Here is a 20,865-nt window from a genome sequence, read left to right as displayed (position 1 = left end):
ATAGGGAGTCGCCCTGTTATGGTCAAGCAGTATTTCAGGCTTTTAAAACGTCTGGTTAACTGTTGCTCGACCCATACCGCCGAGCGTTGTCTTGCGGGCAAAAAAAGACCACCGCCGGAGCGATGGTCGCATCATATGACCTGGCTGAATTAGTTCAGCAGGGATTTGATGTAGCTGGTCAGTTCCGCATTGGTGCTATTGGCGAAGAAGTACTCCTGGAATTTCGGGCCGGCGATAGCGCCTTGGACCAATTCCTGATCCAAACCTTTCAGGATGGTGATCAGGTCGTTGTAGGTCACGGCTTTTACTGCATCCAGAATTTTCTTGTTACGCTGCTGCGGAGCTACGCGATCGCTCGGATAGCCGCGGCCGCCTTCTTCTTTGAACAACTGGGTGAACAGGTTTTCCAGATTCAGTTCAGCACCCCAGCCAAAGCCTTTAGCGTACGGCAGAGAAACGGCATTACCGTTGTTGATCTGAGAGAACAGGTAAGCGTCTGACGGGTCAACAACCAGACCACAGATTACACCCGGGAAAGAGTTACAGGCCAGCATAGCGCCCTGACCAGTACCACAACCCGTGACCACGAAATCAGCGGCACCGGAGTTCAGCAGGATGGCAGCCAGAATACCGTTCTGGATGTAAGTCAGCTGTGCTGCGTCTTCAACAGCGTATTGACCGTAGTTGTATACGGTGTGACCCATCGGTTCAACGGCTTTGGACAGAGCAGCAGCGATAATCGCGTTTTTTGCAGCCTGGCTGTTCTCGTTAATCAGTGCAATTTTCATGTTCATTCCTTTAAGTGTGCGGACAACTACATTTTTTAAAACACTATTTCATTTCGATGGCTCAGTATACCTTGCTCATCAGAAACCGCAAACCACCAGAAACCGGAATTGATCGCAAAAACGTGAACTGCTCGACCTCTCGCGACCGCCTTTGTCTGTGAATTGCAGAGAAGATAGCCGACCGGGTTCGTGGCGTACACCGTTATCCGTTCCTCAGACCGCATGTTATGTTGCCGGACGTCAGGCGACGGATAATGACCGGAAGATGAAGAAGCAAGGAAATGAGACAGACGACAGGCGAGGTCTGCGGACCGTCAACGTGCGGTGGAGCGCGGGCGTCGACAGCAAAACGCGGCGAGAACGCCGCGTTTTTTCTGTGATTAGAATGTGCTGGTGTCTTTGAACAGACCGACCTTCAGGTCGGTTGCCGTATAGATCAGGCGGTCATCGACCAACACTTCACCGTCTGCAATGCCCATGATCAGCTTGCGGTTGATAACACGCTTGAAATGGATGCGATAAGTCACTTTCTTAGCGTCCGGCAGCACTTGCCCGGTGAATTTTACTTCACCCACGCCCAGCGCACGGCCTTTGCCTTCACCGCCCAGCCAGCCGAGGTAGAAACCTACCAACTGCCACATAGCATCCAGCCCCAGACAGCCTGGCATCACCGGGTCGCCGATGAAATGGCAACCGAAGAACCACAGGTCCGGGCGGATGTCCAGCTCTGCTTCCACATAGCCTTTTCCATGCAGACCGCCTTCTTCGGTCATCGAGATGACACGATCCATCATCAGCATGTTGCCGGCCGGCAGTTGTGGCCCCTGAGGACCAAACAGTTCACCGCGTCCGCTGGCGAAAAGATCTTCTTTTGAGTAGGAGTCGCGTTTGTCTACCATGTTTCTATAAGCCCTGTTTTTGTGGAGCACGCAGGTTAGCGTACAGATGTACGCTGAGCAAGTCCGTTGCTGCTGGCCCAACCAGTTTCCTCAACGGAAAAACCATGGGAAACGACGTCGTTCCGGTTGTGCCAGCTGTGCAATGCGTTCACGGATTGCCGAGAGCAGGCTGGGCTGATGCTCATCGTCATAAGGCATTTGGGTTAATATCATCAAGGCTTCGGCCACTGAATCCACGGCATAAATATGGAATTGTTCTTTACGTACCGCATCGATGATATCCGGCGACAGACATAAATGGCGCTGGTTGGTCGTCGGGATAACCACCCCTTGCTTACCCGTCAGGCCGCGGCGCTGACAGACCTCGAAAAATCCTTCGATTTTTTCGTTAACGCCGCCGATAGGTTGTACATGACCAAACTGGTCGACTGAGCCGGTCACGGCCAACTGCTGATTAATCGGGTATTGCGATAACGCACTCACCAGAGCGCTGAGTTCGGCCAGCGAGGCGCTGTCGCCATCGACTTCGCCGTAAGACTGCTCGAACACGATCGAGGCAGAAAAGGGCAGTTGTTGTTCCAGTTCCAATTCAGAAATCAGAAAAGCCTGCATGATCATCATGCCTTTGGCATGTAGGTTGCCACCCAGCTCGGCTTTGCGTTCAACATCGGTTAACTCGCCGTCGCCGGGGTGTACCACACAACTGATGCGGATTGGTTCGCCGAACATCAATGGGTAACCGGGATACTCCAGTACAGACAAGCCATTTACCTGACCAATGATCTCGCCCTCGGTTTCGATCAACACCTGGCCGAGTTCGATTTCATCCTGCATGCGTTCGGACAGGTAACCTTCCCGCCAGCGGCGTGTAGTCACAGCATCAATAATCGCTTGTCCGGTAATGTCTTCCTGACGCGTATACAACGCTGCGTGTTTGAGCTGGTGAGTCAGCCATTGCGGACATAACGGAACACTGCCCTGATCACCGCTATAACGTACCGCCAGCGTGAACAATTCCGGCCAGGCGTCTGCGGCCAGCAGCGGCAGTTGATTTTCCAGACATAGCGTATTGATGTACGAACACCAGTGCACCATGTCTTCGGGTTCAATCAATTGCAGGTGTGATTCAAATTCGCCATAGATTGCCAGTTCGCCCAGCTCGGGTTCCATGTCGTGAATATCGCCCAGACTTTCTCGATCGCCAACTACGATCAGACGCAGGTCAATCGGCACCGGTGGAATCGATACCGGTAATGGTTGCCGCTCATCGGGAGATAGCCAGTGGTACTGACCATCGATAATGATTTGTTTAAGCCGTAGCCACATCAGCGGTTGCGCCAGCAATGTTCGTGCCGACAGGATCAGCGTACCGCCGTTTACACGGTGGATCAGGCCGGGTTGCAGGCTGATGTCGTCTTTATACACCCGCACACAGCCGAACAGCTGTTCTGGCTCGATCCATTCCTGATAGCCGCTACGCAGCGTAGCCGCAAAATTGTCATCTGGATATTGAGCCGGCTGAATACTGATCTGACGGCCGTCAATATGATAACGATAGCCGTGCAACGTCTCTGGCTGCCGGGCCGGCAAATGAGCGATGGCATTGGCAATCAATGCGAGATAAGCATTATTCTCCTGCGCTTTCAGCAGCATGAACTGAGATGGCGAGCGAGGATGACAGAAAATCGTCAGTGCATCGGCCAGTCGGGGTTGGACCGCGGAGAATTCTGCGGGAGCCAACTGAGCAGCCTGGGAGAATAATGTCTGATATGGCGCATGATCGGGCAGCAATTGCTGCCATTCGAGTCGGTTACTGGTCAAAGTATCTGCTGTAATCGTTTATAAGGAAAAGCGTAATTATACAAGAATTCTCAATGCTGCATATGTGCTGAGATCGGAGAGGCGAACAAGAGAGCATTCAGCGTCTGTTTTGGATAAAAAATAATCAGCCAGGGATTGCCTGCAATGGGAATATCGGGCAACAATGGGGACAATTTCAGGCACGTTACACGGTCACTAAAGAATAATATATGAAATATCAACAACTAAAAAATCTTGAGTGCGGTTGGAAGTGGAAGTATCTGGTTAAAAAACATCGCGAAGGTGAGCCCATTACGCGCTTTATTGAGCAAAGCGCGGCTGATGAAGCCGTAAGCCGTCTGTTGAAAATGGAAAGTCAGCCGGTATTGGTGCTGGAGTGGATTGCACAGTGTATGAACCCGGCACTGGAAAATCGGTTGAAACAGACGATTCGTGCCAGACGCAAAAGGCACTTCAATGCAGAACACCAGCATACCCGTAAAAAATCCATCGATCTGGAATATCTGGTATGGCAACGCCTGGCAGCGTTGGCGCAGCGACGCGGCATTACCTTGTCGGAAACAATCGTGCAATTGCTGGAGGATGCGGAATATAAGGAGAAGTATGCCAGCCAGATGTCGCTGCTCAGACAAGACCTTCAGGCCATGCTAAACCAGCCGCCGGACGATACATCGACGGATTAAGACGGCCGCCGAACAACGATGATTTGTCTTTCACTTATGGTCTATTCGTTTATACCCATCACTATTCTGGCCGTTTTACTCTCAGGGACGCACATCTGCTTCATAGCGCGCTCTTCGTTATTATGGATAGCGCAGCAGATATTAATGTTCGGGCGTTTTCTATTCCTTTCGTTGCCAATAATCCTTCGATAGTCAATGCGTTGTTCAAAAGGTGGGCGGTTTATCCTGTGCCGCAAATTATTTTGGGTATAATAATTAAAAAAATGAAAAAACGATGACGACTGGAAAACTTAATGGCCAGGTAACGCCAATTAATATTGCAGCCAGAAAGCGCATGACTAAGGAATTATCCTTACTCATAAAAAAGTAAATAACATCGAGACCGAAAGGCCCAGAAAATAGAGCGTTCTGATCATTTCCCACAGGTGATGGTGTGACACATTTACTTCCTTATGGTTGCAGGGGGGCGTATTCTATGCTGTTAAAATGTTGCGATCAATCGATTAACCGGTCTGGCGATGCCGGATCCGTGCTCCAGTCGTTAAATCTTGCTGCACGCCGAGGCGTTCATTGTCCCGCTCTTCGTCAACGTGGTGGCGTACCTTCGTCATCGGTATCTCAATAGCGGGAAATGTTAACGGCGTGCGGCAGTGTCGTTGCGGCTGACGCGGTCCCTAAGCTGATCTCGCCTTGCTTTGTAATAATATTACACGGAGCCTTCATTTATTTTTGACGGACATGTCAAAGAATGCAGATCAAGAATAATCTGAACTTCATTTGCCTATTTTTTAGATAACCCTTTATTTCCGGTATGAACAACGCGTAATTGACGCTGGGCATAACGCGGTTGGTTGCTGTTATGGTACGGGGAAAATACCGACGAAGATAAGTTGAACAAAGTTGCGATCTATATCACATCAAAGATGCGTCTTTTTTATGTTTTTTTGTGACTTTCATGACAATTATATTAATTTTTTGTTGCAGTATGGACTTTGTGCAAAGACTGGAATAGTTTGAGACTTTCTCCTGCCATAAAGGTAATGAAATGAGCGAGATATCAAGTCTGTCACTGAAAATCCCATTGGAGCTGAAAGAGCGGATCAAAGCCGCCGCGTTGGAAAACGAGGTTTCTATCAGCGCTGAGGTCAGTGCTCGTTTGCTGCGAAGTTTTGATATCGAAGAGCATGCCCATGACGCTGATGAGGCAGAAATCGTTGATAGTCAGAATACGGAAGAGATTGTGGAGCAACCGCTGACGGCGAAGGAAATCAAAAAACTTCGTCAACTGCTGAAGGGCAAAAGCGCATCCAAGAAAAAGTAATTCCGTTCGTCGAATGCTGTATCAGCCGTCATGATGCAGCATTTATACCCGTCATACTTCACGTTGCAGGTGCGTTGGCTTTCTTACTCGGCCCATCAATGGTCCTCGCCCTACGAGCCGCTGCCGGCAGCGTTCAAATCGGCTAATACCGATTTGCCGCTCATACGAGCCAACGCGTTTGTCCTGCAACTCGAATTATCTAGGGTATATACGCCTCACTTCAGCTTGCAACTCTTAACTCCGCCTCGTAATAGGCGTCGCCCTATGGACGCACGAGCCGCGCCAAATCAGCGAATGCCGATTTGCCCGTTACCTGATCTCTGGTTTATGTTAGTGCTCGATATGCACGGTACCGCCGCGTCACGAGACGCAACTGTTTTGCCCTAAAAGGTTAACGTGTGGCGTTGTGCAATTCTTCGATGGGCGACCTGCCGGCGGGATTGAAATGGTACGTTTGCGATTGCCGATACCTGAATGGAACTTTCATCTGGGTTCATCTACTTAATTCACATGGCGCGTCGTCGACTGTCTTGTGTTTGCGGAGCACGAGTCCAGGTGTACAGTGACGAACAGGAGAACAATGTTAAGCAACGGACGTCTCTGAATAGAATGAACTACATTTTTTTCGGAAATTTTCTTTAAGATATAAATGTCATCTTTTTTTCCAAAATTATCGAATATCTTTCTGCCTCATCACGTAGAGGTGTTAATTATAAAATAAGATATCGACAGGTAGGAGGATTTCCTGAATGGAAAAACAGGTAAGTTGTCGCGTCATTATATGGAAATTTATGTAAGATTTTTTTGTCATAAACCATAATGCACTTACCATTCTGTTTATAATGTGAAACAATCCACTGTCAGTGTGGTCACATAGAAGGTGATTACGCTGATAATGGAGATGGCAGGATGCCGCATTCGATTATTGCCAATCAATAGCCGGTAGAAATAACCATGGTATGGCCTTGACTACTCATCAGGCCATTGCATGGCCGCTTTGGCTACTGCTCACTAGCTGGTAATGATAATCATGGAGGATAAAATGATTTCCAAATCTGGAATAATGTGTTGGCGCACATGCCGTGCTAACAAAAATGACTTGAGATCCGACCTTAACCCATTCGGGGTATGCCGTACAGGTTTTTCCAGGCTGTTCGCAGGTAAGAGATCTGTGCTATTACCTCAATTAACTTTCCTTCTTGTCGCTCAGAGATTGTGTGCCTATGGTTCATATTGCAGTGAAATGAACCTCTTAAAGCATGGAGTTTGGTAAATATAAAATATTTATCATTCTATTTTATTGGATTGTAATCGAAAGGATTTTATTAAAGAGGCTCAACATGAATTTATCTAACTTAAAAATAGGCTATAGACTAGCAATCGGATTTTCATTTCTCATCGTCATGTTGTTTATTTCCGGAGCGGTGGCGTTAAGTAATCTGAACGAATTTAACCGAAAAATGAATTATACCGTTTCTGAGCTTTATCCGCTGACGGCCAAAGGGAATAAGTTGATCGACGAGTTGAATGATGCCTTGCTTGGTCAACAGTTGGTGTTGATGCTGGACACAGATACTGATATTCAACAAAAGAATAAAGAAACTAAAAATCACTCCGCAGAGATTACAGCTTTATTGGCTGATTTAGGTAAAAGTGTCAAAGATGAACACTCTGCCAGTTTACTTCGAGAGATTCAGCAAATTCGAAGTGAATATAGTGTGTCTGGAAATAAAATCATGGATTTGGCTAGCCGTGGAAATAAGCAAGAGGCGATAGCCGAATTAATGAGCGTATCTCAGGATCTGCAAAAAAAATATAAGGCTAAAGTAGCCGAATTCATTGATTATCAAGACGATCAAATGAGTAGCGCACGGGAAGCCGTACAACAGAGTTATAGTGATATTCGTATGGTACTGTGGCTGGTTGTTATCGTCAGTATTGTCGCTGGAGGGCTGATCGCCTGGGGAATAACCCGTAGCGTGACGCAGCCGTTGCAGGCGGCATTAACACTGGCGGGAAAAGTCGCCAAAGGCGACTTAACCACGGAAGCCTCTGCGTGTACAAGGGACGAAACCGGTCAATTGTTGCAGGCGTTGTACGGCATGAATGAGAGCTTGCGCAATATTGTCAGCCAGGTACGCGATGGTGCTGAAACCATTTCGTCCGCTGCTTCGCAGATTGCGGCGGGAAATCAGGATTTGTCTGCTCGTACCGAAGAACAGGCCAGCTCTCTGGAACAGACGGCGGCATCGATTGAGCAACTGACCTCCACCATTAAGAATACGGCGGCGAATACGGAACATGCTGCGTCACTGGCCGGCAAGGCTTCCGATATTGTCCGTCAAAGCGGAGAAATGATGGCGGATGTTACCCAGGAAATGCGTGAAATACGCAACGCATCCCAGCGTATGGCGGAAATTATTGGTGTTATTGACAGCATCGCTTTTCAGACCAATATCCTGGCGCTGAATGCGGCGGTGGAAGCGGCTCGTGCTGGTGAGCAAGGACGGGGGTTCGCCGTTGTTGCCAGCGAGGTGCGTGCACTGGCGCAGCGTAGTGCTAATTCTGCTAAAGAAATCAAAGAATTGATTGATAACTCCGTCCAGAAGGTGCAGGAAGGGATGTCACTGGTGGAAAGCACAGAGCAGACCATGGTGGCGGTGATTGATAACGCGCATAACGCCGATGGGTTCATCAAAGAGATCGCTAGAGCCAGCCTGGAACAAAGCGAGGGGATTAATCAGATAAACCTGGCGATCGGGCAGATCGATACGACGACGCAACAGAATGCGGCGCTGGTAGAGGAATCTGCGGCGGCGGCGTTGTCGTTGCAGGAACAGGCGCAAACGCTGGCGAAAACCGTCAGTGTATTCAGGCTGAATAATAACTGGTCTGACAATAGTGCGGCTCGGTTCCAGCCTGGAGAAAAAGGGCTGGCGTTGACCGGGTTGCCGGGCGCAAAAGACGCAAGAGTGGCTGATACGCCGGAATGGGCAGCGTTCTAAACGGTTGACTAAAGACGGGTAAACACCGCAGCGGATTGAGGCTGCGGTGTTTTTTTATATTCAGATGTAACCGTAAATGAAACGTGCCGCCGCACTGCGTTTGCGAGACACCATTTCACTGAACAGCATGAGTTATGCCGTCTGACGCTGCCGTGACCAACGCCAGATATCGAGCAGTAAAAACAGTACCAGACTGACGCCCATGACGGGCAGGCTGATCGCCAGTGCACTTGCCATAACCAGTACCAGTAACCGGTGCTGGCCATTCAGTTGCAGGAACGTTGTGGTTAACGTTTGAACGGGGTGCCGCGTGGCGGCAAGCGTCGGGCGTCGTGTCCACCACATCCGATAGCCCCATATGATCAGACTGCATAAACCGACGCCAAAAGCGGCAAGCACTATCTGATTGGGCAGACCGAATAAAATTCCCATATGGGCATCAATCCCCCAACGCGTTAATTTAGCGGCCAACGGATAGTCGGAAAAATTAACTTTGTCTATGACGCGAAGCGTTGTCGGATCAACTGCCACGACGTCAACCTGTGTAGGCCATGCTCGATCAATTTCGCTAACCGTCCATGCCCGCTGGGGATTTGCTGCCGGGCGAATCTCTATTTTTCCCGCATCAATGCCTGCGTTTCGGGCAACGGTCAACACCTGGTCAAAGGTTTGCGGCGTTGCACCGGTAGGCGTCATAGGCATTGATATCATAGGGTGTTCCACCGGTGGAGAAGCGGGCGCAGCAGGTACCGAATTCAGCTTGGTATTGACCGAGGGCGTCAGCCACCCCATCACAGTACGGAGCTGGGTAATGTTATCACCAGCCCAACGGGACCAGGTGAGCCCGGTTGCTGAAAAAAAAGCAGTCCAATAAGCAGCAGTAAGCCGGTTAACGCGTGGTTATTGCGTAACAGTTGGCGCTGCCTGACGGGACTTGGGCGCCCGGCTGTGGGGCGACGGCGCAACTGGGGATGGTTTTTGCGGGTTGAGACCCAGATGTATAAGCCCCCTAATGCAGCAATCCATAACCAGGAGGCAGCCAGCTCACTGTAGTGACGGCCAATATCACCCAGCAACAAATTGCGGTGCAAATAGTCCAGCGTCGTGCGGAACGGCAAAATGCCGCTGGTGCCGTACACCGTTAAGGTGCCACGGATGTCGAGTGAAACCGGATCAACAAAAACCGCAAAGCTTTCTGCTGGACCGAGACTCGGCAATGAGTACATTACCCTCGTCGTCTGCCCGGCAGCCGGGGCTGGTCGCACCGCGACTAATCGGGCTTGCTGAGCCTTATCGCCTAGAGTATGGGTAGCGGTTTCAATCTGTTGCGACAGTGAGCGCGGTGCTCCTGCCGTGTTGGTAAGTAACTGGTTAGAATATAGTTTGGCTTCAATCTGAGGTGTAAGCACATAGAGTGTGCCGGTCAAGGCTGCAATAAAGATGAACGGACCGACAAATAAGCCGATGTAAAAATGCAGCCGCATCAATAAGGCCTGTAATGACGCACGTTGCGAGAGAACCAGATTATCGTGGTGCGTATTGCGCGCGGGCGGTGCATTAATGCGCGTTCCTGTCGGTATTAAGGATGTCTCGGTTTTTAACTTGGACATAAAATCTCCGGAATAAAATAAATCCGCTGCCGGCAAGAAAACATGTTTTTTCTGGCGGCGGTGACAGCGATTCAGCGATGTTTGACATGACGGATCCCGCGGTAAACCGAACCGCGTCTGATGCCACGTCAATGAGTTCATAAGCGTTTAATCGTGCTGAGTTACTGCGGAGGGGAGCGGGGCAGTGGCGACAGGAAAGAGGCAATAGGCGGCAGAAAAGAGCGCTGATTGATGGGTTGCCAGCGGGATAACCAAACGGCATGAACCGGTTGAAGCTGGCCGGATAACGTCAGCAGCGGTAAGTAAGAAAGGAGAACGCAATAACCGCATGCGGCATGATCCATCCCCATCTCTCCCATTCCCCCGGTCGGAATAGCGGGAGGGGCGTGGTGATTGTGGTGGGCCGGCATGGATACCATCGCTGAAAGCGAATGGTGCGACGCCATTTGAACATGATGACTGTTTCGCAATGACAGCGAAACAGGCGGGGCCAGGAAGATCATGGCAAAGGCCAGGATCCCAAGCCAGGCAGGGAAGCGCCATTGTCTCAGTTCAAACAAGGACATGTGTTACATGTGATGAATAGAAAAGGGCAACATGGGCGACACTCTACCTGATTCATGACGCGAGAGTTAAGAAAATGTTCTATTTTGTTCATGTCAGGTGAAGATATTGCGGTTTGCTTTCCACAAAGCAACGTTGAGTGATGGTCATAACCAGAAGTTTCTTGCTACTACCGCCGTGTGAGAGGAAAATTTACCCTCGTTTCTCAACGGACTATTCTTGGGCCTTTCCAGAAGGATATTCGTTATGGTTTTTCATCCTGAAAAGGCGGTTTACCGTTTAAGCGTGTCGATGGTTGTCTAAACGATGACCTATTATGATGAACCGTTCTTTTCTCGAGTTGTCGGAAAGCTAACTTATCCATTAATATGGGTTTTAGTTGATTTAGGCACACATACAGGGGGAGATGTGCTGGTTAATAAATTTAGGGTTAAGCAGCGGGTTGCAAATCTTCGCTGGGTTTCAGCTGCGGTTATGCTGTCTTTGACATCATTGCACGCTTGGGCTTTTTCCATTGATGATGTTGCGCAGAAGGCGGAAAAGCTTGCTGAAAAGGGGTATGAAGCGCCAAAGAGTAATCTTCCTGCTCAATTTCGTGATATGAAATTTGCTGATTATCAGCAGATTCGCTTCAACCAGGACAAATCCTACTGGAATTCGGACCAGACGCCTTTCAAACTGCAGTTCTACCATCAGGGTATGTATTTTGACATCCCAGTCAAAATCAACGAAGTGACGGCCACTGAAGTCAATGAAATCAAATATTCCACTGATTACTTCGATTTTGGCTCCGTTAATCATGACCCGGAGACGGTAAAAGATCTGGGTTTCGCGGGTTTTAAAGTTCTTTATCCGATCAATAAAGCGGATAAAAACGATGAAATTCTCAGTATGCTGGGCGCAAGCTATTTCCGCATCGTAGGCAAGGGGCAGGTGTATGGCCTTTCGGCTCGCGGCCTGGCGCTTGATACGGCTTTACCTTCCGGCGAAGAGTTTCCGCGTTTCCGCGAGTTCTGGATTGAACATCCGAAACCGGAAGACAAGCATCTGGTGATCTATGCCTTGCTGGACTCTCCGCGTTCTACGGGTGCTTACCGTTTCGTGCTTTATCCAGGTAGCGACAGTATGATGGATGTGGAAGCCAAAGTTTACCTGCGTGATAAAGTGGGTAAATTGGGCGTTGCACCGCTGACCAGTATGTATCTGTTTGGGCCCAATCAGCCGTCGCCAACATTGAATTATCGTCCGGCATTGCATGATTCCAACGGTCTATCGATTCATGCCGGCAATGGCGAGTGGATTTGGCGTCCGCTGAATAATCCTAAACATCTCGCCGTAAGCACCTATACGATTGAGAATCCGAAAGGTTTTGGCTTGCTACAGCGCGGCCGTAATTTCTCGGGTTATGAAGATCTGGACGATCGTTATGACTTGCGTCCGAGCGGTTGGGTGGAAACCAAAGGAGACTGGGGTAAAGGCAAAGTTGAACTGGTAGAGATCCCAACTGCGGATGAAACCAACGATAATATCGTCGCCTTCTGGACGCCTGAAACCCTGCCGGAAAAAGGTAAGCCGCTGGAAGTTAAATATCGGTTGCATTTCACGAAAGACGAAGAAGCCCTGCATTCTCCGGAACAGGCATACGTCATGCAGACCAGACGTTCGACGGGGGATGTGAAACAGTCCAACCTGATTCGTCAGCCTGACGGCACTATCGCATTCCTGGTTGATTTTGCCGGTGGCAAAATGAAGGATCTGGATCCGAATACGCCTGTCGCCTCACAAGCCAGTATTGGCGACAACGGTGAAATCGTGGAAAACAGTGTTCGCTATAATCCGGTAACACATGGCTGGCGTCTGACACTGCGTCTGAAAGTGAAGGACAATAAACAGCCGACGGAAATGCGAGCGGCGTTGGTCAATGGCGATACGACATTGACTGAAACCTGGAGCTATCAGCTGCCTGCTAATGAATAAGTCAACCACTTCCCTCGAGTACATCGAGAAATTGCCTCTGCCTGCCGGGCAGGCAGAGGCCCTTCATGAGGCATTGTCTTCGTCTCAGGATTTTTCTTCCTTACACCAGTCATTGTCTGATGGTTCTGTCGTCAATATGCAGTCATCAGACGATATTCCGCTGGTTTCCGTTCCACGCCGTTTGGAATTGGCATGGGAAGGCGGGCTAAATGGTGGCAAGCAACTGGGTAAAGATCGCGAAGGGCGTACTGCATTACAAGCTATGCCGCGCATTACCCGTGCTTCCATGTTTCCTGACGCCTGGCAAACAAATCCCATGGCACGCTGGTGGGATTCGATAAACGGGCGTACTAAACCGCTTCGTCATCAGTACAAAACTGCAGAAGAGAACGAAGCGGAAAATCGCTGGCGTAAAGTCGGTACGCTACGTCGTTACGTTTTGTTGGTACTGACGTTATTCCAGACGGCTATTGCTACCTGGTATATGAAGACCATTCTTCCTTATCAGGGATGGGCGTTAATCGATCCGTTTGCCATGGCTCATCAGGATATATGGCGTACGATTATGCAATTGCTGCCGTACGTTCTGCAAAGCGGGATATTGATCCTGTTTGCTATTCTGTTTTGCTGGGTTTCGGCAGGTTTTTGGACCGCATTAATGGGGTTCCTGCAACTGCTGATAGGCAAAGATAAATACAGTATCTCTTCGACAATCACCGGCAATGAACCGCTTAATCCCAAGCACCGTACGGCATTAATTATGCCGATTTGCAACGAGGATGTGGAACGCGTCTTCGCGGGATTGCGTGCGACTTACGAGTCGGTTGCAGCGACTGGCGATCTGGACCATTTTGATATTTATGTGCTCAGCGACAGTAACGATCCGGATATCTGTATCGCCGAGCAAAAAGCATGGATGGATTTGTGCCGTGAAGTCGACGGCACCGGGCGTATCTTCTATCGCCGTCGCCGTCGCCGTGTAAAACGTAAGAGTGGCAACATCGATGATTTCTGTCGTCGCTGGGGCAACCAGTATAGCTATATGGTCGTGCTGGATGCCGACAGTGTGATGAGCGGGGAATGCCTGACGTCTCTGGTTCGGCTAATGGAGGCTAATCCAAACGCCGGGATTATCCAGTCTGCGCCACGTGCATCGGGTATGGATACGCTATATGCCCGTTGCCAGCAGTTTGCTACTCGTGTTTATGGACCCTTGTTCACAGCCGGGTTGCACTTCTGGCAGTTGGGTGAGTCCCATTACTGGGGGCATAACGCGATCATCCGCGTGAAACCATTTATTGAGCATTGTGCGCTGGCACCGCTGCCGGGTGAGGGATCTTTTGCCGGTTCTATTCTGTCGCATGACTTTGTCGAAGCCGCGTTGATGCGTCGTGCCGGGTGGGGCGTCTGGATTGCTTACGATTTACCGGGTAGCTATGAAGAGTTACCGCCTAATCTGCTGGACGAGTTGAAGCGAGACCGTCGCTGGTGCCACGGCAACCTGATGAACTTCAGGCTGTTTTTGGTCAAAGGTATGCATCCGGTACATCGTGCGGTGTTCCTGACGGGAGTCATGTCTTATTTGTCTGCGCCGTTGTGGTTTATGTTTTTGGCGCTTTCTACGGCATTGCAGGTGGTGCATACATTGATGGAGCCGCAGTACTTCCTGCAACCGCGTCAATTGTACCCAGTATGGCCGCAGTGGCGACCGGAACTGGCAATAGCCCTGTTCTCGACGACCCTGGTGCTGTTGTTCCTGCCGAAACTGTTGAGCGTCATTTTGGTCTGCGCCAAGGGGGCAAAATCTTATGGCGGTACTGCCAGGTTGTGCCTCTCTCTACTGATTGAAATGCTGTTTTCAGTGTTGCTGGCGCCAGTGCGTATGTTGTTCCATACCGTGTTTGTCGTCAGTGCATTCCTGGGATGGTCGGTACAATGGAAGTCGCCGCAGCGTGATGATGATGCGACCCCGTGGAGTGAAGCGTTTGCCCGTCATGGTTCCCAACTTTTGCTGGGCTTGGTTTGGGCTGGCGGTATGGCATGGTTGGATTTACGTTTCCTCTGGTGGCTGGGGCCAATCGTCTTCTCGTTGATTTTGTCGCCGTTGGTGTCGGTGTTGTCCAGCCGTGCTGGTTTGGGGTTAGCTTGCAAGCGTGGCAAACTGCTGCTTATTCCGGAAGAGTATGAGCCTCCCCGTGAATTGGTGGCGACTGATGAATATTTCCGCCGGAATCGTGAGCGCAAGTTGGAAAATGGCTTCATGCACGCGATTTTTGATCCGTCGATCAATGCGCTGGCTAGTGCGATGGCAACGGCACGTCACCGCCTGAGCAAACCGATTGAAAATATGCGTGAGCAACGCGTCAATGAGGCGCTAAGTCGCAAGCCGCAGGAAGTGGATGGAAATCTACGTCTGGCGCTAATCAGCGACCCTGTTACATTGGCCCGTCTGCATCATCGGGTATGGAGCCAACCGGAAAATTACGGTAACTGGCGAAGTGATTATCAGATGCTTGCTGCACCAATGATCAAAAGCGAATAGGTTGGCGCTCAGGTTTAATGAAAAAGCAACGGCATGTCCGTTGCTTTTTTTATGCTTGTCATTCGGGGCAGGGCAAATCGCACTCATTCCATTTCGGGTACCGTCCGGTGCGCGTTTAATAGAGTGAGAGTTCGCCAGCAGGGCGTGTTTTGAAACGCCGATGCAGCCACATGTATTGGTCTGGTGCCAGCATGATGTTTTCTTCCACCAGGGTATTCATCCATGCAGCGGCGGTTTCCTCATTTTCCAACGGTATATCCAACTGAGCCGGGCGAATGATTAATTCATAACCCTTTCCATCAGCTCGGCGGCGGGGAACGAACGGCACAATAGCGGGTTTTGCTGCCCGAGCCAGCATATAGCTGCCGACGGTGGTAGCAGCGCTTTTAACTGCAAACAAAGGAACAAACACACTGCTGCGTGGGCCATAGTCATGATCGGGGGCGTACCAGATGATTTCACCCTGTTTCAGGGCACGAATCATGCCTTTTACGTCTTTGCGATCCAGCATGGATTTGTTAGAGCGCATTCTGCCCCAGGTCTGCAACCAGTCGATTAATTTATTATCATTGGGGCGATAAACGCCAATACCGGCGTTTTGCATGCCGAAGATGCGAGCCCCTAACTCCAGGGTCAGAAAATGTAGGCCAATCAACAGCACTCCACGCTTCTGCTCACGTAAAGGCTGCATATTTTCGATCCCTATTACGGTAAACCAGCGCGTTACTCTCCAGTCTGGCCAGAACCATGCCATACCGGTTTCCATGACGCCCATACCGACAGATTCAAAGTTTTTCTTAACCAGCGTTTCCCGCTCTTCAATAGGCATATCCGGGAAGCAAAGTTGCAAATTACGGTGAGCGATAGCAACACGGCGCTTCAGAATACGCATAGACAGCCTGCCCATACCGGTGCCGATACGATAGATGAGAGGATACGGCAGTAGTACCACCAGATAGAGCAGAATAATTCCTAACCATGTCGGCCAGTAACGTGGGTGTAATAGTGAGCGATGAAAGGAGGGGATTTGTGTCATAGCATCAGTATCAAAAAGCGGCGCACAGTGCGCCGACGGTTAATGGAGTGATGTGTGTTTCTCAACAAAACAGCCGCCGGTATCATTCTTAAGACGAAGATACACATAGGCTTTTACCCGCAAATTCAATACGGTATTAATCATAGCATCTGTGAAATCCGGATTTTAACGTTTGATGACATTGATAGGGTTTCGTGATGTTGCATGGTAAATCCCCGCATGGCGAGCGCTACGGCATCTTCTTCCTCTGTCGCAAGGATGGCCTCTGCCTGTTCCGGCTCGGTGATCAAGCCTACGGCGATTGTCACTAAACCAGGGGCTGTCGGTTGAGGCTTTTCGACCGGCATGACCGAGCTGGATGCCCAATGGAATGGTCGAATGTTTGCGAATACCTTGTATAGCGGGTGTCATTAATGGTGGTCATTCACTGACAGCATACTATCTCTCCTGTATGATGCAGCGTAAATTTATTATTTGCGCAACATTACATTCATATCACCTTAACGCCATTCACCTCAATAAAAACAGGACAGTACACCATGCCAGTGTTACATAACCGCGTTTCGAATGAGGAACTGAAAGCGCGTATGCTCGCTGAAACCGAGCCGCGAACAACAGTGTCCTTTTATAAGTATTTTCAGTTAGACGATCCGCAGGCTTTCCGCGATGCGTTATACATCGCCTTTCATCAGATTCAGGTATTTGGCCGTGTATATATCGCCAAAGAAGGCATCAATGCACAGATCAGCGTCCCGGCCAGCCGATTTGAGCATTTCCGTGCTGCATTATTTAGTTCTCACCCGGCATTGGACGGGATCCGTCTGAATATTGCGTTGGAGGATGATGGTAAGTCGTTTTGGGTATTACGCATGAAAGTACGGGACCGGATTGTCGCCGATGGTATTGATGACGACAGTTTCGATCCAACACGCGTAGGTCAATACCTTAATGCAGAAGATGTCAACCGAATGGTGGATGAGCCCGATACACTGTTTGTCGATATGCGCAATCATTATGAATATGAAGTTGGTCATTTTGAAAATGCGATTGAAGTGCCTTCAGATACGTTTCGGGAACAATTACCGATGGCGGTCGATATGCTGGCAGACGCACGCGACAAGAATATCGTGATGTATTGTACCGGCGGAATTCGCTGTGAAAAAGCCAGCGCTTATATGCTTCATCATGGTTTCAAAAACGTCTATCACATTGAAGGCGGTATTATTGAGTATGTCCGTCAGGCTAAGTCGCGCGGGTTACCCCTCAAGTTTGTCGGTAAAAATTTTGTTTTTGACGAGCGAATGGGAGAGCGTGTATCAGATGACGTGATTGCACATTGTCATCAATGCGGTGAACCATGCGATACCCACGTCAACTGTAAAAATCAGGGGTGCCATTTGTTGTTTATTCAGTGTCCGGCGTGTGCAGGAAAATATGCCGGGTGCTGCAGTGATGTGTGTCAGGACGAAATCAGTTTACCGTTGGAAGAGCAGCGCCAGCGTCGGAAGGATCGTGAGGCAAGCATGAAAATATTCAATAAATCTAAGGGATTGCTAAATACCACCTTAGGTATTCCCGCACCGGAAGAGAAAAATAATTAATTCGGCGAGACGCGCAGAGCGATTAGGCTCTGCGCGAGATATTACTTCTTGCGGATACTCGCCTGTCTATAACGAGTTGATGTGTTACGCCAAAGCATTATTGAAATCTTTCTCTTTGGTTAACAACCGTTCCGAAAACTTAAAGATATTGAAGAGTAAAATCAATATGTAAATTGAATATTTAAAATAATAAATTTATATGTCAATCGGCATAGGGGAATGGGGGTAATATTATATAAATATTTCTTTATTTTTGTCCATTAATTAATATCAATTATTTATTTTTAATTTTTCTCTGTATTTTATTTTCCTGGTTACTTATCCAAAAGAACAAATAAAGTGATGAATTATTCAGAGTATATACCCAAAATAATTCGAGTTGCAGGAAGACGGCAACCGAGTGAATCCCCAGGAGCTTACTCAAGTAAGTGACTGGGGTGAGCAAGGGCAGCCAACGCACCTGCAACTTGAAGTATGACGGGTATAGTTATGAAAGTGAGACACCGCTCCAGGGAGCGGTGTCAGGGCTGTGAATGATATCGGTGATAAATATGAAAAATTTTAATGTTTAAGGTAGTCAGCAGGGCGGCAGTCTTTTGACTCGATTTTAGCAATGCCAGCTTCCAGAATGGAGATGAGTTGTTTTGCCACATCGGTGGTTAACCATAATGTTCGGTCAACCTGCGCTTCATTCGGCGCCTGATCCGCCGTAGAAAGGTAATGCAGACGGATCATCATCGCGTCATAACTGTCAACGGTACTGATATCCCAACCCACTAACGGGTGCGTTTGAATAATCTCATTCTTTCTGTCCATAAATACCCCTTATTGACTAGTTACTACCGTGAGTGACTAAACGAGGTTTAAGACGGCTCTTGTAGCTGAGCAATATCAGTATATCTCCGCCGGATTCATTTATGGAAATTAAATGTAAAAAAAACTCAAGTGTATGTTTCGGTTAATTATCTGGGAAAGTGAACAACAGGAATTGAACAAAAACAGTACAGTGTCTTAATGTTAAGAGAGGGATTCAGCGCTACGCCTCACAGTGAAACGAGAAGGCAAAACGACAGCGCTGAATCGCTGGATACTTATGTGGTGATGGACGTCTGTGGCGATGGACGTCGGGATTAATCGTTTTGAATAAACCAATCGTCAGCGCTTTCCCATGTCTCCTGCAGGATTTCCGATATTCTTTCTTTATCGTCCTTACTGCCGCCAAAAACACTGAGGTTATTTGTCGCTGCATAACGGATATGCACAGAAGTATCCGGGTAAATACCATGAACCCGATGACTCAATTCGCTTGCCAATGCTTCAAGTGCGCCGGCAGGCAGCGGGGTGGTTTTTGCCAGAGTGAGTTCAATACGCATAGTTGCCTCCTTGTTTTACTGTATTTTTATACAGCACCCAAAGAAAAGCAACAATCGTGAACAAAAAATGTATAGACGCCCCCTCCCGGATCGGGGGGCATGCTATCAGGCAACCGACCAGTTCAGACTCTGACCAGCAAGGAATGGAACGATGCTTTCTTCACCTGCTTGTATCTCTTCTGGAAATTGTACTGGCTGACGGTGCAATTCCAGCGTCTCTTCATTAACCGGTAGCCCATAAAAACGAGGACCGTTCAACGAGCAGAAGGCTTCCAGCTTGTCCAGGGCGTTCAACTCTTCAAACACGGTGGCGTAGGCGCTGAGTGATGCTTGTGCATTGAAAACGCCGGCACAACCACAGGATGACTCTTTACGATGTTTAGCGTGAGGCGCAGAGTCGGTGCCGAGGAAAAATTTCTCACTGCCGGAGGCAACGGCTTCGCGTAGTGCCTGCTGGTGTATGTTGCGCTTGAGGATTGGCAGGCAGTACAGGTGCGGGCGAATACCGCCTACCAGCATATGGTTGCGGTTGAACATCAAGTGTTGCGGAGTAATGGTGGCTGCCACGAAGCGATCGGCTGATTGTACATACTGCGCTGCTTCACGAGTGGTAATGTGTTCGAAAACCACTTTCAGCTCCGGAAACTGCTTACGCAGCGGTTCCATTATTCGTTCGATGAAACGAGCCTCGCGATCGAAGATGTCGACTTCCGGGTCGGTGACCTCACCATGCACCAACAGCGGCATTCCCAGTTTTTGCATCGCCTCCAGTATGGGATAGATAGTTCTGATATCTGAAACCCCATGGCTTGAATTTGTCGTGGCATGTGCCGGGTAAAGCTTGGCGGCAGTAAATACGCTTTGCTGATGACCGGAGATTATCTCGTTTTTGTCCAGCGACTCAGTCAGATAGCAGGTCATCAGCGGCTGGAAAGTTTCACCGTCAGGAACAGCGGATAAAATCCGTTGCCGATATGCTTCGGCCTGTGCCACGCGGGTAATGGGCGGCGTCAGATTCGGCATCACGATGGCTCTGGCAAACAAACGACTGGTATAGGGCAGTACAGCCTTGAGCATCTGATCGTCACGCAGATGAAGATGCCAGTCGTCAGGACGGCGAATCTTCAGGATAGTCGGCAAGGGGGTCATGAAAACTCCGGCAGTCAGTAAGTAGCATCCCTGAAGCAGGGGGAGAAATATGGCGGGGAATAAGCATAAGCGGAAAATGTCGCTAATGCATCCGTTCGTTGAGAAAAGGTTGAAATTAGGTTGTTGTTGGCGTTTTATGGTTGGATATTCAATTGGTTGTTATATAAATGGAGCATTGTGATGGAAATTCGTATCGTTGCCATTATTCAGGCTAAGCCGGAATTTATTAATGAGGTCACAGCAGTTGTTCGTCAGGTTGTAGCACCGAGCCGCCAGGAAGTGGGCAATTTGCAGTATGAATTGCATGAGGAACTGAATAAAAGCGGTTCGTTCGTGTTTTTTGAACGCTGGAAAAGTCAGGAAGCGATCAATGAACATGAAAAGACCGCCCATTTTCAAGCGTTTGTCGCTCAGCTTGAAGGCAAAATTGATAGCATTGATATCAAGTTGCTACAGGTAGTAGCCTAAAAAATGCCCGTCATAGACGGGCACTGAA

Annotated in this window: 15 protein-coding genes and 2 pseudogenes; 7 read left to right on the top strand and 10 right to left on the bottom strand. The window is 49.1% G+C overall.

Annotated elements, in window-relative coordinates; genetic code table 11:
- Window positions 1–149: 149 nt before the first annotated feature.
- The 3 genes from DCH402_RS12855 to DCH402_RS12845 form a co-directional block, all read right to left on the bottom strand.
- Complete coding sequence (locus DCH402_RS12855) at window positions 150–788, bottom strand: RpiB/LacA/LacB family sugar-phosphate isomerase (RefSeq protein WP_040001458.1); 639 nt, start codon at window positions 786–788, stop codon at window positions 150–152.
- A gap of 380 nt (window positions 789–1,168) precedes the next feature.
- A complete protein-coding gene (gene fabA / locus DCH402_RS12850) occupies window positions 1,169–1,687 on the bottom strand; it encodes a bifunctional 3-hydroxydecanoyl-ACP dehydratase/trans-2-decenoyl-ACP isomerase (RefSeq protein WP_040001457.1) in 519 nt (172 codons plus the stop codon).
- Between the two features lie 90 nt (window positions 1,688–1,777).
- Window positions 1,778–3,508 (bottom strand): AAA family ATPase, encoded by a 1,731-nt coding sequence (locus tag DCH402_RS12845; protein WP_040001455.1) that lies wholly within the window; start codon window positions 3,506–3,508, stop codon window positions 1,778–1,780.
- 209 nt (window positions 3,509–3,717) lie between these two features.
- Here DCH402_RS12845 and matP point away from each other — a divergent pair, with 209 nt between their 5' ends.
- On the top strand, window positions 3,718–4,191 hold the full coding sequence (gene matP, locus DCH402_RS12840) for a macrodomain Ter protein MatP (RefSeq protein WP_040001454.1): 474 nt from the start codon (window positions 3,718–3,720) through the stop codon (window positions 4,189–4,191).
- A gap of 255 nt (window positions 4,192–4,446) precedes the next feature.
- Here the strand turns inward: matP and DCH402_RS23315 are convergent.
- Window positions 4,447–4,631, bottom strand: a pseudogene (locus tag DCH402_RS23315) (GhoT/OrtT family toxin).
- 605 nt (window positions 4,632–5,236) lie between these two features.
- Between DCH402_RS23315 and DCH402_RS12835 the strand changes: the two are divergent.
- Entirely contained in the window at window positions 5,237–5,512 is a 276-nt protein-coding gene (locus DCH402_RS12835) for a hypothetical protein (RefSeq protein WP_040001453.1), read from the top strand.
- 1,340 nt (window positions 5,513–6,852) lie between these two features.
- A complete protein-coding gene (locus tag DCH402_RS12830) occupies window positions 6,853–8,517 on the top strand; it encodes a methyl-accepting chemotaxis protein (protein ID WP_040001452.1) in 1,665 nt (554 codons plus the stop codon).
- A gap of 132 nt (window positions 8,518–8,649) precedes the next feature.
- Here the strand turns inward: DCH402_RS12830 and DCH402_RS12825 are convergent.
- Together DCH402_RS12825 and DCH402_RS21445 are read right to left on the bottom strand one after the other, a co-directional pair.
- Window positions 8,650–10,001, bottom strand: a pseudogene (locus DCH402_RS12825) (PepSY-associated TM helix domain-containing protein).
- 287 nt (window positions 10,002–10,288) lie between these two features.
- Window positions 10,289–10,693, bottom strand: coding sequence for a DUF2946 domain-containing protein (locus tag DCH402_RS21445; protein ID WP_071604711.1), 405 nt, complete (start codon window positions 10,691–10,693; stop codon window positions 10,289–10,291).
- Between the two features lie 472 nt (window positions 10,694–11,165).
- Between DCH402_RS21445 and DCH402_RS12815 the strand changes: the two genes are divergently transcribed.
- A complete protein-coding gene (locus DCH402_RS12815) occupies window positions 11,166–12,668 on the top strand; it encodes a glucan biosynthesis protein G (protein WP_152486965.1) in 1,503 nt (500 codons plus the stop codon).
- Complete coding sequence (mdoH, locus tag DCH402_RS12810; protein WP_040001448.1) at window positions 12,661–15,210, top strand: glucans biosynthesis glucosyltransferase MdoH; 2,550 nt, start codon at window positions 12,661–12,663, stop codon at window positions 15,208–15,210. Before DCH402_RS12815 ends, mdoH begins: the two co-directional genes overlap by 8 nt.
- A gap of 115 nt (window positions 15,211–15,325) precedes the next feature.
- On the opposite strand, the gene DCH402_RS12805 is transcribed toward mdoH, so the two are convergent.
- Window positions 15,326–16,246: a Kdo(2)-lipid IV(A) acyltransferase gene (locus DCH402_RS12805; RefSeq protein ID WP_040001447.1), complete on the bottom strand. Its 921-nt coding sequence runs from the start codon at window positions 16,244–16,246 to the stop codon at window positions 15,326–15,328.
- Window positions 16,247–16,785: 539 nt separating this feature from the next.
- Between DCH402_RS12805 and trhO the strand changes: the two genes are divergently transcribed.
- A complete protein-coding gene (trhO, locus tag DCH402_RS12800; protein WP_040001445.1) occupies window positions 16,786–17,847 on the top strand; it encodes an oxygen-dependent tRNA uridine(34) hydroxylase TrhO in 1,062 nt (353 codons plus the stop codon).
- A gap of 561 nt (window positions 17,848–18,408) precedes the next feature.
- Here the strand turns inward: trhO and bssS are convergent.
- The 3 genes from bssS to pyrC all read right to left on the bottom strand — a co-directional run bounded on the left by bssS (window position 18,409) and on the right by pyrC (window position 20,369).
- Window positions 18,409–18,663 (bottom strand): biofilm formation regulator BssS, encoded by a 255-nt coding sequence (gene bssS, locus DCH402_RS12795; RefSeq protein WP_012769335.1) that lies wholly within the window; start codon window positions 18,661–18,663, stop codon window positions 18,409–18,411.
- 314 nt (window positions 18,664–18,977) lie between these two features.
- Entirely contained in the window at window positions 18,978–19,220 is a 243-nt protein-coding gene (gene dinI, locus DCH402_RS12790) for a DNA damage-inducible protein I (protein WP_040001443.1), read from the bottom strand.
- A 105-nt stretch (window positions 19,221–19,325) separates the two neighbouring features.
- A complete protein-coding gene (gene pyrC, locus DCH402_RS12785; RefSeq protein WP_040001442.1) occupies window positions 19,326–20,369 on the bottom strand; it encodes a dihydroorotase in 1,044 nt (347 codons plus the stop codon).
- Between the two features lie 180 nt (window positions 20,370–20,549).
- On the opposite strand from pyrC, the gene DCH402_RS12780 reads away from it, so the two are divergent.
- The gene (locus DCH402_RS12780; protein ID WP_040001440.1) at window positions 20,550–20,837 is read left to right on the top strand and encodes a putative quinol monooxygenase; all 288 of its coding nucleotides are present in this window, start codon (window positions 20,550–20,552) and stop codon (window positions 20,835–20,837) included.
- Window positions 20,838–20,865 lie beyond the last annotated feature (28 nt).

The organism is Dickeya chrysanthemi NCPPB 402 (assembly GCF_000406105.1).
GTDB classification, from domain to species: domain Bacteria; phylum Pseudomonadota; class Gammaproteobacteria; order Enterobacterales; family Enterobacteriaceae; genus Dickeya; species Dickeya chrysanthemi.
Note: the sequence above shows the minus strand (reverse complement) of the source record. Positions and strands in the feature narration are given on the sequence as shown.

Bases quoted from the DNA above. Each gene is read 5' to 3' on its own strand.
- DCH402_RS12855 (WP_040001458.1), bottom strand. From the start codon at position 788: ATGAAAATTGCACTGATTAACGAGAACAGCCAGGCTGCAAAAAACGCG.
- fabA (WP_040001457.1), bottom strand. From the start codon at position 1,687: ATGGTAGACAAACGCGACTCCTACTCAAAAGAAGATCTTTTCGCCAGC.
- DCH402_RS12780 (WP_040001440.1), top strand. From the start codon at position 20,550: ATGGAAATTCGTATCGTTGCCATTATTCAGGCTAAGCCGGAATTTATT.
- bssS (WP_012769335.1), bottom strand. From the start codon at position 18,663: ATGGACAGAAAGAATGAGATTATTCAAACGCACCCGTTAGTGGGTTGG.
- matP (WP_040001454.1), top strand. From the start codon at position 3,718: ATGAAATATCAACAACTAAAAAATCTTGAGTGCGGTTGGAAGTGGAAG.
- DCH402_RS12835 (WP_040001453.1), top strand. From the start codon at position 5,237: ATGAGCGAGATATCAAGTCTGTCACTGAAAATCCCATTGGAGCTGAAA.
- trhO (WP_040001445.1), top strand. From the start codon at position 16,786: ATGCCAGTGTTACATAACCGCGTTTCGAATGAGGAACTGAAAGCGCGT.
- mdoH (WP_040001448.1), top strand. From the start codon at position 12,661: ATGAATAAGTCAACCACTTCCCTCGAGTACATCGAGAAATTGCCTCTG.
- DCH402_RS21445 (WP_071604711.1), bottom strand. From the start codon at position 10,693: ATGTCCTTGTTTGAACTGAGACAATGGCGCTTCCCTGCCTGGCTTGGG.
- DCH402_RS12805 (WP_040001447.1), bottom strand. From the start codon at position 16,246: ATGACACAAATCCCCTCCTTTCATCGCTCACTATTACACCCACGTTAC.
- DCH402_RS12830 (WP_040001452.1), top strand. From the start codon at position 6,853: ATGAATTTATCTAACTTAAAAATAGGCTATAGACTAGCAATCGGATTT.
- DCH402_RS12815 (WP_152486965.1), top strand. From the start codon at position 11,166: ATGCTGTCTTTGACATCATTGCACGCTTGGGCTTTTTCCATTGATGAT.
- pyrC (WP_040001442.1), bottom strand. From the start codon at position 20,369: ATGACCCCCTTGCCGACTATCCTGAAGATTCGCCGTCCTGACGACTGG.
- dinI (WP_040001443.1), bottom strand. From the start codon at position 19,220: ATGCGTATTGAACTCACTCTGGCAAAAACCACCCCGCTGCCTGCCGGC.